Below are 12,386 nucleotides of genomic sequence, written 5' to 3'. Positions count from 1 at the left end.
CCATGGCCGACACCGTCCGCCTTCCCGCCGACCTGCTGGCCATGATGTCCCGCGGTGTCTCGGTCATCGTGGGCTCGCGCGACGAGGCGCTGCGGCCCAGCCTCATGCGGGCCGTGGGCAGCGAGGTCGCGACCGACGGCGCGAGCATCACGGTGTTCCTGGCGCGCAGCCAGTCGCGCCAGCTGCTGCAGGACATCGCCAGCACCGGCCACGTCGCCGCGGTGTTCAGCGAACCGTCCTCGCACCGCACGGTGCAGCTCAAGGCGCGCCAGGCCAGCATCCGCGCCGCCACCGAAGCCGACCGGCCGGCGCTGGACAGCTACCTGGCCTCGATGGAGCACGAGATCGAGCGCGTGGGCTACACGCGGGTGATGGCGCGCGCGATGCTCGCGCACCGGCTGGAAGACCTGGTGGCCGTCACCTTCACCCCGGAGCAGGCCTTCGACCAGACGCCCGGCCCGCGCGCCGGCAGCACGCTGGGGAGCCGTCCGTGACGCGCCTGGCCGAGATCCGCGCCTGCCTGGAAGGCGCCATCCCGGCCGTGCTGGCCACCTGCGGCGCGGACGGGGTGCCCAACGTGGCCTACATCTCGCAGGTGTTCCACGTCGACGAGCGGCACGTGGCGCTGTCCTTCCAGTTCTTCAACAAGACGCGGCAGAACATCCTGGCCAACCCGCGCGCCACGGCCCTGCTGCTGGACCCGTACACGGCGGCCTTCTGGCGCCTGCACATCCGCTACCTGCGCACCGAGTCCTCGGGCCCGGTGTTCGAGAGCATGAAGGCGCAGCTGGCCGGCATCGCCTCGCACAGCGGCATGGCCGGCGTGTTCCGGCTGCTCGGCTCGGACATCTACGAGGTGGAGAAGGTCGAAGGCGTGGCGGGCGATCCCCTGCCCGCGCCGCCGACACCGGCCGGGCGCCTGGCGGCCCTGCGCTCGCTCAGCGAGCGGCTCGCGCGCTGCGCCTCATTGGACGAGGCGCTCAATTCGGTGCTGGCGGTGATGAGCGATGCGATGGGCATGCGCCACGCCATGGTGCTGATGCTCGACGAACCCGCGCAGCGCCTCTACACGGTGGCCAGCGCCGGCTACGCCGTCTCGGGCGTGGGCTCGGAGATCCGCATCGGACAGGGCGTGATCGGCGTGGCGGCGCGCGAGCGCACGCCGGTGCGCATCTCCCACATGACGAACGCGGCGCTCTACAGCCAGGCGATGCGAACCAGCTTCGAGCGCGACATCCCGGACATCGAGCCGGTCACCGAGATCCCCTACCCCGGCCTGGCCGAACCCCACTGCCAGCTGGCCGTGCCCATCCAGTCGGCGGGCCGTTTGCTCGGTGTGGTCTTCGTCGAGAGCCCGCAGGAGATGCAATTCAGCTACGAGGACGAGGACGCCCTCGTGATCGTGGCCGGTCATCTGGGCGCGGCCATCGACCTGCTGCAGGCCGGCGCCGAGAGCGCCGAGGAGCCCGTCGCGCCCCCGCAGCCGGCGCCTTCGCGCGGCGAGGTGCTGCTGCTGCGCCGCTACCCGGCCAACGCCAGCGTCTTCCTGGACGAGCAGTACCTGATCAAGGGCGTGGCCGGCGCCATCCTGTGGAAGCTGGCGCGCGACCACGTGCAGCAGGGCCGCACCGAGTTCTCCAACCGCGAGTTGCGGCTCGATCCCTCGCTGGGCCTGCCCGACATCAGCGACAACCTGGAGGCGCGCCTGCTGTTGTTGCAGCGCCGGCTGCAGGAGCATGGGCCGCACCTGCGCATCGAGAAGACCGGCCGCGGGCGGTTCCGCCTCGTGGTGAACCGGCCGCTGAAGCTTCAGGAGGCCTAGACCTTCAGGCCGCGACCAGGCGCGGCACGGGCGGCAGCCCCAGGCCGCGGGCCAGCTTGGCCCATTCGCCCGCGGTGAGGTGCGGCCGCGCGACCTCCAGCATCGCCTCGAAGGCCGGCGCCGGCGCCTTGCCGCGGATGTCGGACAGCACGGCCAGGCGCTCGGCCGGGTTCAGGGCCGGCAGCATCCAGCGAGCGATCTGCATCATCTTCTCGGGCGGGATCGACGCCACCAGCGCGTCGTGGACCGCGGCCAGCTCCGCATCCGTGTAGCGTGCCCAGAGCACGGCGTTGTGGGCCGTTTCCTCCACGTTCATGTGGCGGAAGTTTTCGGCGGTGAACAGCGCCACCTGCCGATAGAGCTGCTGCGCGAGCACCGCGCGACCTCCGGGCGCACTGCCCTGCAGCGCCTGCGTGAGCGAGCGCAGGTGGCCGATGTGCTCGCCATGCTCGTCGTGGTCGTGGGCGACGGCCGCCGAGGCGCCGGCCGCCCGCGCTTCGATCGCGCGGTGCACGAAGTCGTTCTCGTGCTGCAGGTGCGAGGCGCAGATGTCCAGCAGGTCCAGCACGCGACGGCTGGCGGCGGCCACGTCCTGGGCGTCGTCCGCATCCAGGCGGCCCAACGCCAGCAGCGCGTCGGCCATGCAGGCGCGCAGCGCCTTGTGGATGCCGCTGTACATGTCCATGCGCGGCTGGGGGGCGGCGAGCCGTTCGAGTTCCTGGGCGTCGATCTTCATGGGGAGGTCCTTTGGGAGAGTGCGTTTTCGGGGTGGCGACGCGGTGTTCCGCGCCACGGAGGGCACTCTAGGGACGGGACGCCAGGGGCGTTCTGAAGATTTGCTTAAGCGTTCCTTCACCAAACCTTAAAAGAAGGTACGGCCGGGCATTCCAGGGATCGATGCCCATCGCGCGCCCTCGCAGCGAGCGCGACAGGAGCCTTCGCAAGCCGATCAATTGCACGCAATTGAATTTGGTGCTATATTTACGCCCATGACGAAGCAGGGCACCGCGTTGAAGGACCAGGCATTGCGCCTGGACAACCAGCTTTGCTTCGCCTTGTACTCCGCCTCCCTGGCGATGACCAAGCTGTACAAGCCCCTGCTCGATGAGCTGGGCCTGACCTATCCGCAGTACCTGGCCATGCTCGCGCTGTGGGAGGAGGACGGCCTGTCCGTCTCGCAGCTCGGCGAGCGCCTGCGGCTGGATTCCGGCACGCTCACGCCCCTGCTCAAGCGCCTGGAGGCGGCCGGCCTGGTCACGCGCCTGCGCGCGGTCGAGGACGAGCGGCGCGTCCACCTCACGCTCACGCCGGCTGGGCGCAAGCTGCGCGCCCGGGCCGAGAAGGTGCCCGGCTGCCTGCTCGAAGCCAGCCAGTGCACGCCGGCCGAGCTGGTGAAGCTCACCCGGGAGATCCAGTTGCTGCGCGACCGTCTCGCGCGCTGACCGGCCCTCCTCTTTCTTCCTGTTTCCTTCCCGTTCCGTTTCCCTCCCACCCCAGAAAGGCAAAGCCATGACCACCAAGCTCGACAAAGTGCTCTACACCGCCCGTGCCCACACCACCGGCGGCCGCGAAGGCCAGTCCCGCACCGACGACGGCCGGCTCGACGTCAAGCTGACGTCGCCCGGCGGCGGCGGCCAGGGCACCAACCCGGAGCAGCTGTTCGCCGCGGGTTACTCGGCCTGCTTCATCGGCGCGATGAAGGCCGTGGCCACCAAGCAGAAGATCACCCTGCCGCAAGACCTGGCCGTGGACGCGGAGGTCGACCTCGGCCCCGTGGCCCAGGTCTACGGCATCGCCGCGCGGCTGAACGTGAGCCTGCCCGGCATGGACAAGGCCGCCGCCCGTCAGCTGGTGGACGCCGCGCACCAGGTCTGCCCGTACTCGAACGCGACGCGCGGCAACATCGAGGTGCAGATCAACCTGGTCTGAAATGCCCCCGTCATCCCCGCGGAGGCGGGGATGACGGCATGAAATGGGAGCCCCGATGGCGACAACACTCCTCATTCGCAAGGACCGGCTCGGCGAAACCCGGCTGCGCACCGACACCGACGCCCCGCTTGCCCCGGGCCAGGCCCGCGTCGCGACCGACCTGCTGGCGCTGACGGCCAACAACATCACCTACGCCGCCTTCGGCGACCTGATGGACTACTGGCGCTTCTTCCCGAGCGCGGAGGAAGGCTGGGGCGTGCTGCCCGTGTGGGGCTTCGGCCGCGTCGTGCAGTCGCTGCATCCCGGCGTGGCGGTCGGCGAGCGGCTGTGGGGTTACTGGCCGCTGGCGGATGCCGCCGTGCTGTCGCCGGACAAGCTCACCGACGAAGGTTTCCGCGACGCCGCGCCGCACCGCGCGGAACTGCACGCGGTCTACAACCGCTACCAGCGCTGCAGCCGCGACCCGTTCTGGCGCCCGGACACGCAAGCCGAGCAGGCCCTGCTGCGGCCGCTGTTCACCACCTCCTGGCTGATCGACGACCTCATGGCCGACAACGGCTTCTTCGGTGCGAAGCGGCTGCTGCTGTCGAGCGCGTCGAGCAAGACCGCGTACGGCACGGCCCGCCTGCTGTCGGCGCGCGACGGCGTCGAGGTCGAGGGCCTCACCTCCGCCGCCAACCGCGCCTTCTGCGAGCAGCTGGGTTGCTATTCGCGGGTGCTGGCCTATGAGGACCTGGACCGGCTGCCGGCCGGCGATCCCTGCGTCTACATCGACTTCGCCGGCAACGCGGACCTGCGCCGCCGCGTGCACGAGCGCTTCGGCGACAGCCTGCGCTACAGCTGCGCGGTGGGCGGCACGCACGTGGACCGGCTGGGTGGCGGCGCCGGGCTGCCGGGGCCGAAGCCGACCTTGTTCTTCGCGCCCGCGCAGGCCAGGAAGCGACAGGCGGAATGGGGCGGCGCGGAACTGCAGGGCCGCATCGTCGCGGCCTGGAACGAGTTCCTCGCCCAGGTCCGGGGCGAGAGGCCCTGGTTGCGGGTCGAGCGCCACTGCGGCATGGCCGCGGCGCAGACGCTCTACGCGGACCTGCTCGCGGGCCGCGCCGATCCCGCCGCCGGGCACGTGCTGAGCCCGCGCTGACCCGGGAGGCCCGCGACAATGCGGGCATGTCGACCACCCATCCCTACGAGGCGCTCACGCCCGACACCGTGCTGGACGCCCTGGCCAGCGTGGGACTGCACGGCGACGGGCGGCTGATGGCGCTGAGCTCGTACGAGAACCGGGTCTACCAGGTCGCGCTGGAGGATGCCGTCGAAGGCAACGAGCAGGTCGTGGTGAAGTTCTATCGGCCCGGTCGCTGGAGCGACGAGGCCATCCTCGAAGAGCACGGGTTCTCGCGGGAGCTGGCGCAGGCCGAAGTGCCGGCGGTCGGGCCGCTGCTGCTGGAAGGCGGCACCCTGCACCACTTCGGCGGCTTCGCCTTCAGCGTCAGCCCGCGCCGCGGCGGCCGCGCACCCGAGCTGGACGACACGGAGGTGCTGGAGTGGATCGGCCGCTTCCTCGCGCGCATCCACACCGTCGGCGCCGCGGCGCCCTTCGCCCACCGGCCGATGCTGGACCTGCGCAGCTTCGGGCAGGAGTCGCGCGACTGGCTGCTGGAGCACCGGATGATCCCGATGGACGTCGAGGGCGCCTGGCGCGAGGCCTGCGACGCCGCGCTCACGGCCGTGGCGCAAGGCCTGGGCGGCGAAGGCGGCGCCTACGGCCCGCAGTACCGCCTGCTGCGGCTGCATGGCGACTGCCACCCCGGCAACATCCTGTGGACGCCGGACGAGGGACCGCATTTCGTGGACCTGGACGACGCCCGGACCGGCCCCGCCGTGCAGGACCTGTGGATGCTGCTCTCGGGCGAGCGTGCCCAGCGCCAGCGCCAGTTGGGCGCGCTGCTGGACGGCTACGACCAGTTCCGGGACTTCGACCGGCAGGAGCTGGCCCTCATCGAGCCGCTGCGCACGCTGCGCCTGATCCACTACAGCGCCTGGCTCGCGCGCCGCTGGGACGATCCGGCGTTTCCGGCCACCTTCCCGTGGTTCGGCAGCAGCGACTACTGGAAGGGCCAGGTGCAGATGCTGGAAGAACAGCTCGAAGCGATGGCAGAGCCGCCGCTGGTGGCCTGAGCGGCCGGAGCCCGATGCGACTAGGGCGCGACCTGCTGCGAGGCGTTCGGCGCCACCGTGCCGGGCCGGCCCGGGATCACCGGCGCATCGAGGCGGTTGGCCGGGTCGTAGATCACGGCGCCCGTGCCCACGCCCACGCCCGCACGCACCGGGCTGTCGCCGATCGGCACGCTGGCACCGACGCCGGCGCCCGTGTAGACCTGCCCGCGCTGGTTCACGCCGACCCCGACGCCGACCGGGCCCACGCCGGTGCCCACGCCGACGTTGAGGCCGCCGCTGCCGGCGCCCACGCCGATGCTGACCGGCCCCACGGGCACGCTCAGGCCCACGCCCGCGCCCAGGGAGCCGCAGCCGGCCAGCAGGCCGGCGAGCAGCACGGGAGCCAGGACGGTCGGGGTTCGCATGGCCTTCATTGTGGTCCTCCAGCGCGGCGGCAGGCCGCCGCTGTCACCGGATGCTTCAGCGCACCGGGTTCTCGAGCACGCCGATGCCGTCGATCTCGATGCGCACGCTGTCGCCCGGCTGCAGGTACTTGGGCGGCTTGAAGCCGATGCCCACGCCGACCGGCGTGCCGGTGGCGATGATGTCGCCGGGGTAGAGCGTGATGCCGGCCGACAGCGTCTCGATCAGGGTCGGGATGTCGAAGATGAGGTCGGCGGTCGCGGCGTCCTGCCGCAGCTCGCCGTTGACCCAGCAGCGCAGCTGCGTGCGCGTGCCATCCAGTTCGTCGGCGCTGACCAGCCAGGGACCCATCGGGCAGAACGTGTCGAACGACTTGCCCATGTCCCACTGCTGGTGGCGGCTCTGCCAGTCGCGCGAGGTGACGTCGTTGACGATGGTGTAGCCCCACACGTGGTCCATGGCGTCCTGCTTGCGGATGCGCCGCCCGCCGCGGCCGATGATCACCGCGAGTTCGGCCTCGTAGTCGATGGCGGTGGAGACCTCGGTCGGCACCACGATGGCTTCGCCGTTGGCGATCACGCACTCGGGCACCTTGGTGAAGATGATGGGCGCGGCGGGGATGTCACCGCCCGACTTGGCGCTGCTGTCGAAGCCGCTGCCGGCGAACTCCTTGGCGTGCGCGTGGTAGTTCTTGCCGACGCAAAAGAGGTTGCGCCGCGGGCGCGGGATCGGCGCCACCAGCTGCACCGCGTCGAGCGCGATCGGCGCGCCGGTGGCGGGCATCTGCGCGCCGGCCGCCAGCAGTTCCACCACGGGCAGGGCGCCGCGCACCCGCTCGGCTTCCGGCAACTGCAGCGGCAGCACGCTCTGCAGGTCGGACGAGACGATGCCCACTCCGGGGCGGCCACGGTCCAGGTAAGCAGCGATCTTCATGGGAAAAACCCTCTTTGGTTCCGGTTGCTCAACGTAGCATGCTAACGCTCATTCAAGGAGATCGAACCTCATGCATCGTCGCATCGCCCTTGCCGCCGCGCTGCTCGCGGCCAGCGGCCTCACTTTCGCTCAAGCGTCCTTTCCTTCCAAGCCCATCACCATGGTCGTGCCGTTCCCGCCGGGCGGCGTGGCCGACACCGTGGCCCGGCCGGTCGCCGAAGCCATGTCGCGCGACCTGGGCCAGCCGGTCGTGATCGAGAACCGCGGCGGTGCCGGCGGCGGCATCGGCATGGGCCACGCCGCCAAGGCCGCGCCCGACGGCTACACCATCCTGATGGCCCTGGCCTCGTACAGCGTGCTTCCTGAAGCCGACGCCATCCTCGGCCGCGCGCCCATGTACAGCTTCAATTCGCTGCGGCCCATCGCCCGCTTCACCGCCGACCCGACGGTGCTCGCGGTGCGGGCCGAGTCGCCGTGGAAGACCGCCAAGGATTTCGTCGAGGACGCCAAGCGCCGCCCGGGAGCGATCAACTATGGCTCGTCCGGCAACTACGGAACCATGCACGTGCCGATGGAGATCCTGGCGCAGAACACCGGCGTCAAGCTCACCCACGTGCCGTTCACCGGCGCCGGCCCGGCGGTGATCGCGCTGCTGGGCGGGCAGATCGATGCCGTGTCCACCGGTCCCGCCACCGTCGTGCAGCACGTCAAGGCCGGCAAGCTGCGCGTGCTGGCGCATTGGGGCAACGGCAAGCTGGAGTCGCTGCCCGACGTGCCTTCGCTCAAGGATGCGGGCTTCAACGCCGAGTACGCGCAGTGGTCCGGCCTCTTCATCCCCGCCGGCGTGCCCGAGCCGGTGGCCCAGCGGCTGCGCGCCGCCGCCCGCGCGGCCGGCAACGACGCCAAGGTGCGCGAGACCATCGGCAATGCCGGCAGCCCGGTGATGTACCAGGACACGCCCGACTTCGAGAAGTACGTGCAGGCCGACGTCAAGCGCATGGCCGACGTGGTCAAGAAGATGGGCAAGGTCGAGTGAGCCGGGTTCCACCCGCAAGGAGAACGCCATGGGCCCCGCAAGACTGCAACGCTGGATAGGCGCCCTGGCGCTGTCCGTCCTCGCCGCGGCGCCTGCCGCGGCTCAAACGTGGCCCGCCCGCCCGGTCAAGGTGATCGTGCCCTACGCCACCGGCGGTCCGGCCGACGTGTACGCGCGCTTCCTCGCGCAGCGCCTGGGCGACCAGCTCGGCCAGCCCTTCGTGGTGGAGAACCGGCCGGGCGCCGGCGCGGTGATCGGCACCGACGCGGTGGCCAAGGCCGCGCCCGACGGCTACACGCTGCTGGTGATGTCCAACACCCACACGGTCAACGAGACGCTGCTGGCCAACAAGCCCTACCAGCTGATGCGCGACTTCGTGGCCGTGGCGCCGATCAACTACTCGGACCTGCTGCTGGTCGCGCACCCCTCGGTGCAGGCGGCCAACGTGCAGCAGCTCGTCAAGCTGGCCAAGGACCGGCCGGGCCGGCTCAACTACGCGTCGTCGGGCACCGGCACGCCGTACCACATGGCCGGCGAGCTGTTCAAGAGCCTCTCGGGCACCAGCATCGTCCATGTCCCGTACAAGGGCAGCTCCGGCGCGCGCACCGACGTGCTGGGCGGCCAGGTCGACCTGATGTTCGACGCCGTCACCACGATGGCCGAGCAGGCCAGGGCCGGCAAGGTGAAGGCCATCGCCACCACCGGCAAGAAGCGCTCGGCCGTGCTGCCCGACGTGCCGACGGTCGAGGAAGCCGGCGTGCCGGGCTACGAGGCCACCATCTGGCTGGGCGTGCTGGCGCCCAAGGCCACGCCGCCCGTCGTGGTCACGCGGCTGAACGAAGCCATCACGAAGATCGTCAGCGCACCTGAAGTGCAGCAGGCCTGGGCCCAGCAAGGTGCCACCGCGCTGGTGATGGCGCCGGCCGCTTTCGACAAGTACATGCAGGAGGACATCGCCAAGTGGGCCAAGGTGATCCAGAGCGCCAACATCAAGGCGGACTGATGACGGAAACGGTGCAAATCCTCAGCGGGGGCGCGGCGCAGGGGCTGGTCGAGGGCCTGCAGCAGCAGTTCAGCGAGCGCGGCCTGCGCGTCGCCGGCACCTTCGGCGCGGTCGGCGCGATGCGCGACCGGCTGCTCGGCGGCGATCCCTGCGACCTGCTGATCCTGACGCAGGCGCTCATCGCCGAGCTGGAGCAGCAAGGCCATGTGCGGCCCGGCACGGCGCAGCCGCTCGGGCGCGTTCGAACGGGCATCGCAGTCAAGGCGGGCGTGCCGCTTCCGGGCGTGGCCGACGCCGCTTCGCTCAAGCAACTGCTGGAGAAAGCCGGCGGGGTCTACTTCCCCGACCCGCAGAAGGCGACAGCGGGCATCCACTTCATGAAGGTGCTGCGCTCGCTGGGTCTCGACGGACAGCTGAAGGACCGCATGCGGACCTTCCCCAACGGCGCCACCGCGATGAAGGCGCTGGCCGCCGCCCCCGAGGCCGGCGCGGTGGGCTGCACGCAAGTGACCGAGATCCTCTACACGCCCGGCGTGCAGCTGGCGGGCGGGCTGCCGCCCGAGTTCGAGCTGGCGACGGTCTACACGGCCGCGGTGTGCACGCGCGCCCGTTCGCCCGAAGCGGCCGCCGCGGTGGCGGCGCTGCTGGCGTCGCCCGCCAGCGCCGGCCTGCGGCGCAGCGGCGGGTTCGACCCGCTCTGACTCAGGCCAGCAGCGCGTTCACGCGCTTGACGTAGGCGGCCGGGTCTTCCGGCATGCCGCCTTCGGCCAGTACCGCCTGGTCGAACAGGATCTGGGCCAGGTCGTGGAAGTGGACCGAGCCGTCCAGCTTCTTCACCAGCGGGTGCTCGGGGTTCACCTCCAGCACCGGCCTGGCCTGGGGCACGTTCTGGCCGGCCTGCTTGAGCATGCGCGCGAGCTGCGTGCTCATGCCGCCGTCGCTGACCACCAGGCAGGCCGGCGAGTCGACCAGGCGCGAGGTGACGCGCACGTCCTCGGCGCGGTCCTTGAGCGCCTCCTTCAGCCTGGCCAGCACCGGCTTGAAGGCTTCGGCGGCCTCCTCGGTCGCCTTCTTCTCGGCCTCGTCCTGCAGCTTGCCCAGGTCCACCGCGCCCTTGGCCACCGACTGCAGCGGCGTGCCGTCGAACTCGTTCAGGTAGTTCAGCGCCCACTCGTCGACGCGGTCCGTCATCAGCAGGACCTCGATGCCCTTCTTGCGGAACACCTCCAGCTGCGGGCTGTTCTTCGCCGCGGCCAGCGTGTCGGCCGTGATGTAGTAGATGGCCTCCTGGCCTTCCTTCATGCGCGCCTTGTAGTCGGCCAGCGAGACGTTGGCCGTGTCCGATTGCGTGGAGGCAAAGCGCAGGAGGCGGGCGATGCGCTCCTGGTTGCCGAAGTCCTCGCCCAGGCCCTCCTTGAGCACCGCACCGAACTCGGCGTAGAACTTCGCGTACTGGCCCCTGGCTTCTTCGGAAGCGGATTCGTCCTTCTCGTGCTTCGCCAGGTCCTCCAGCATGGACAGCACGCGCTTGGTGCTGCCCTCGCGGATGGCGCGCACGTCGCGGCTTTCCTGCAGCAGCTCGCGGCTGACGTTGAGCGGCAGGTCGGCCGAGTCGATGACGCCCTTGACGAAGCGCAGGTACACCGGCATCAGCGCCTCGGCGTCGTCCATGATGAAGACGCGCTTGACGTACAGCTTCACGCCGGCCGCCTTCTCGCGGTTCCAGAGGTCCATGGGGGCGTGCGCCGGGATGAACAGCAGCTGCGTGTACTCGGTCGAGCCCTCCACCCGGTTGTGGCTCCAGGCCAGGGGGTCCTCGTGGTCGTGGCTGATCTGGCGGTAGAAGGCCTTGTACTGGTCGTCCGCGACATCCTTCTTCGGCCGGGTCCACAGCGCGCTGGCCTGGTTGACGGTCTCCCACTCGTCGGTGAGCACCATCTGGCCGCCCTTGTTGTCCTCGCCTTCCTTCCACTCTTCCTTGCGCATCAGGATGGGCAGGGAGATGTGGTCGGAATACTTGCCGACGATGGACTTGAGCTTCCAGGTAGAGAGGTAGTCGCTCGCGTCGTCCTTGAGGTGCAGGATCACGCTGGTGCCGCGCTGCGGCCGGGTGAGGGCCTCGACCTCGAAGTCGCCGGTGCCACCGCTGGTCCAGCGCACGCCCTGCTCGGGCGGCAGGCCGGCGCGGCGCGATTCCACCGTGATGCGGTCGGCGACGATGAAGCCGGAATAGAAGCCCACGCCGAACTGGCCGATGAGCTGCGCGTCGGCCTTCTGGTCGCCCGACAGCCGGCTCATGAACTCGCGGGTGCCGCTCTTGGCGATGGTGCCCAGGTTGTCGATCGCCTCCTGCTGCGACAGGCCGATGCCGTTGTCGGTGATGGTCAGCGTCTTCGCGTCCTGGTCGAAGGCGATGCGCACCTCGAGGTTGGGCGAGTCCTCGTACAGCGAGTTGTCGTTCAGCGCCTCGAAGCGCAGCTTGTCGCAGGCGTCGGAGGCGTTGGAGACCAGCTCGCGCAGGAAGATCTCCTTGTTGGAGTAGAGCGAGTGGGTGACCAGGTGCAGCAGCTGGGCGACCTCGGCCTGGAAGGAAAGGGTTTGCTTGTTCTGGGACATGGTGGAAACGGGGTTCGCGAAAGAAAACGCGAGCAGATCGTGAGGGCGGTGGCCGCATTTTCAAGGCCAGCGGCGCCAGTGCCCGCCGCCTGCTGGCGCGACAGGAGAACGCTTGTTTCGTGAAAAAAGTGGGATTCACCCCGGGCACGCGTGCCGAGCGGGCCAGATCACGGTATGACAAGTTGTTACAGTGAGCTCAGCCAACGAAGAGCCCATGTTCATCGAGCTTCCCCACACCCTCTCCTCCGCCACCGACCTCCTGCTGGACCCGGTGGAGGACTTCGACGGTCCCCAGACGGTCACCGTCGAGCGGCCGCCCCGCGGCAGCCGTGGCGCCGAAGCGGCGTCGCGCATCCGCGTGGCGACGGGCCCCGGCACGCGCCACTGGCCCGCGCATGCCAGCGTGGACGCGGGCACCTCCTTCGAGCTCACCTTCACGCTCGGCGACAGCTAGTCGCGGCGGCAAG

General features: G+C 70.2%; 14 protein-coding genes. 10 read left to right on the top strand and 4 right to left on the bottom strand.

Translation table 11 applies throughout. The features are described from left to right. Positions 1 to 2 precede the first annotated feature (2 nt). Together ASG30_RS00550 and ASG30_RS00545 are read left to right on the top strand one after the other, a co-directional pair. The gene (locus ASG30_RS00550; RefSeq protein ID WP_055891021.1) at positions 3 to 494 is read left to right on the top strand and encodes a hypothetical protein; all 492 of its coding nucleotides are present in this window, start codon (positions 3 to 5) and stop codon (positions 492 to 494) included. Then, positions 491 to 1,822: a GAF domain-containing protein gene (locus ASG30_RS00545; protein WP_055891018.1), complete on the top strand. Its 1,332-nt coding sequence runs from the start codon at positions 491 to 493 to the stop codon at positions 1,820 to 1,822. Before ASG30_RS00550 ends, ASG30_RS00545 begins: the two co-directional genes overlap by 4 nt. A 4-nt stretch (positions 1,823 to 1,826) precedes the next feature. Here the strand turns inward: ASG30_RS00545 and ASG30_RS00540 are convergent, their stop codons facing one another. Continuing rightward, complete coding sequence (locus ASG30_RS00540; RefSeq protein ID WP_055891014.1) at positions 1,827 to 2,558, bottom strand: hemerythrin domain-containing protein; 732 nt, start codon at positions 2,556 to 2,558, stop codon at positions 1,827 to 1,829. Between the two features lie 253 nt (positions 2,559 to 2,811). On the opposite strand from ASG30_RS00540, the gene ASG30_RS00535 reads away from it, so the two are divergent. The 4 genes from ASG30_RS00535 (at position 2,812) to ASG30_RS00520 (ending at position 5,929) form a co-directional block, all read left to right on the top strand. Continuing rightward, positions 2,812 to 3,264, top strand: a complete 453-nt coding sequence (locus tag ASG30_RS00535; protein WP_055891011.1) for a MarR family winged helix-turn-helix transcriptional regulator — start codon at positions 2,812 to 2,814, stop codon at positions 3,262 to 3,264. Positions 3,265 to 3,331: 67 nt separating this feature from the next. After that, complete coding sequence (locus tag ASG30_RS00530; RefSeq protein WP_055891008.1) at positions 3,332 to 3,751, top strand: organic hydroperoxide resistance protein; 420 nt, start codon at positions 3,332 to 3,334, stop codon at positions 3,749 to 3,751. A gap of 55 nt (positions 3,752 to 3,806) precedes the next feature. Further along, positions 3,807 to 4,892, top strand: coding sequence for a DUF2855 family protein (locus ASG30_RS00525; protein WP_055891005.1), 1,086 nt, complete (start codon positions 3,807 to 3,809; stop codon positions 4,890 to 4,892). Between the two features lie 26 nt (positions 4,893 to 4,918). Further along, positions 4,919 to 5,929 (top strand): serine/threonine protein kinase, encoded by a 1,011-nt coding sequence (locus tag ASG30_RS00520; protein WP_055891002.1) that lies wholly within the window; start codon positions 4,919 to 4,921, stop codon positions 5,927 to 5,929. 20 nt (positions 5,930 to 5,949) lie between these two features. Here ASG30_RS00520 and ASG30_RS00515 read toward each other — a convergent pair whose 3' ends face one another. Next, positions 5,950 to 6,333: a hypothetical protein gene (locus tag ASG30_RS00515; RefSeq protein ID WP_235579709.1), complete on the bottom strand. Its 384-nt coding sequence runs from the start codon at positions 6,331 to 6,333 to the stop codon at positions 5,950 to 5,952. A gap of 55 nt (positions 6,334 to 6,388) precedes the next feature. Beyond that, on the bottom strand, positions 6,389 to 7,264 hold the full coding sequence (locus tag ASG30_RS00510; RefSeq protein ID WP_055890997.1) for a fumarylacetoacetate hydrolase family protein: 876 nt from the start codon (positions 7,262 to 7,264) through the stop codon (positions 6,389 to 6,391). A gap of 70 nt (positions 7,265 to 7,334) precedes the next feature. Between ASG30_RS00510 and ASG30_RS00505 the strand changes: the two genes are divergently transcribed. From ASG30_RS00505 to ASG30_RS00495, 3 genes are read left to right on the top strand one after another with little or no spacing between them, the layout of a single operon-like run. After that, positions 7,335 to 8,300: a tripartite tricarboxylate transporter substrate binding protein gene (locus tag ASG30_RS00505; protein ID WP_055890994.1), complete on the top strand. Its 966-nt coding sequence runs from the start codon at positions 7,335 to 7,337 to the stop codon at positions 8,298 to 8,300. 28 nt (positions 8,301 to 8,328) lie between these two features. Continuing rightward, the gene (locus ASG30_RS00500; RefSeq protein ID WP_055890990.1) at positions 8,329 to 9,303 is read left to right on the top strand and encodes a tripartite tricarboxylate transporter substrate binding protein; all 975 of its coding nucleotides are present in this window, start codon (positions 8,329 to 8,331) and stop codon (positions 9,301 to 9,303) included. Then, complete coding sequence (locus ASG30_RS00495; RefSeq protein ID WP_055890987.1) at positions 9,303 to 10,004, top strand: molybdate ABC transporter substrate-binding protein; 702 nt, start codon at positions 9,303 to 9,305, stop codon at positions 10,002 to 10,004. The genes ASG30_RS00500 and ASG30_RS00495 overlap by 1 nt, the downstream gene beginning before the upstream one ends. A 1-nt stretch (position 10,005) precedes the next feature. On the opposite strand, the gene htpG is transcribed toward ASG30_RS00495, so the two are convergent. After that, a complete protein-coding gene (gene htpG / locus ASG30_RS00490) occupies positions 10,006 to 11,919 on the bottom strand; it encodes a molecular chaperone HtpG (RefSeq protein WP_055890983.1) in 1,914 nt (637 codons plus the stop codon). 214 nt (positions 11,920 to 12,133) lie between these two features. On the opposite strand from htpG, the gene ASG30_RS00485 reads away from it, so the two are divergent. Continuing rightward, the gene (locus tag ASG30_RS00485; protein ID WP_055890980.1) at positions 12,134 to 12,373 is read left to right on the top strand and encodes a hypothetical protein; all 240 of its coding nucleotides are present in this window, start codon (positions 12,134 to 12,136) and stop codon (positions 12,371 to 12,373) included. The last annotated feature ends 13 nt before the right edge of the window (positions 12,374 to 12,386 follow it).

Source organism: Ramlibacter sp. Leaf400, from assembly GCF_001424545.1.
GTDB lineage: Bacteria > Pseudomonadota > Gammaproteobacteria > Burkholderiales > Burkholderiaceae_C > Ramlibacter.
This window is presented reverse-complemented; position numbering and strand designations above follow the sequence as displayed.

Coding starts and splice junctions, on each gene's coding strand:
- ASG30_RS00550 (WP_055891021.1), top strand. CDS start 3: ATGGCCGACACCGTCCGCCTTCCCGCCGACCTGCTGGCCATGATGTCC.
- ASG30_RS00540 (WP_055891014.1), bottom strand. CDS start 2,558: ATGAAGATCGACGCCCAGGAACTCGAACGGCTCGCCGCCCCCCAGCCG.
- ASG30_RS00535 (WP_055891011.1), top strand. CDS start 2,812: ATGACGAAGCAGGGCACCGCGTTGAAGGACCAGGCATTGCGCCTGGAC.
- ASG30_RS00530 (WP_055891008.1), top strand. CDS start 3,332: ATGACCACCAAGCTCGACAAAGTGCTCTACACCGCCCGTGCCCACACC.
- ASG30_RS00525 (WP_055891005.1), top strand. CDS start 3,807: ATGGCGACAACACTCCTCATTCGCAAGGACCGGCTCGGCGAAACCCGG.
- ASG30_RS00520 (WP_055891002.1), top strand. CDS start 4,919: ATGTCGACCACCCATCCCTACGAGGCGCTCACGCCCGACACCGTGCTG.
- ASG30_RS00515 (WP_235579709.1), bottom strand. CDS start 6,333: ATGCGAACCCCGACCGTCCTGGCTCCCGTGCTGCTCGCCGGCCTGCTG.
- ASG30_RS00510 (WP_055890997.1), bottom strand. CDS start 7,264: ATGAAGATCGCTGCTTACCTGGACCGTGGCCGCCCCGGAGTGGGCATC.
- ASG30_RS00505 (WP_055890994.1), top strand. CDS start 7,335: ATGCATCGTCGCATCGCCCTTGCCGCCGCGCTGCTCGCGGCCAGCGGC.
- ASG30_RS00500 (WP_055890990.1), top strand. CDS start 8,329: ATGGGCCCCGCAAGACTGCAACGCTGGATAGGCGCCCTGGCGCTGTCC.
- ASG30_RS00495 (WP_055890987.1), top strand. CDS start 9,303: ATGACGGAAACGGTGCAAATCCTCAGCGGGGGCGCGGCGCAGGGGCTG.
- htpG (WP_055890983.1), bottom strand. CDS start 11,919: ATGTCCCAGAACAAGCAAACCCTTTCCTTCCAGGCCGAGGTCGCCCAG.
- ASG30_RS00485 (WP_055890980.1), top strand. CDS start 12,134: ATGTTCATCGAGCTTCCCCACACCCTCTCCTCCGCCACCGACCTCCTG.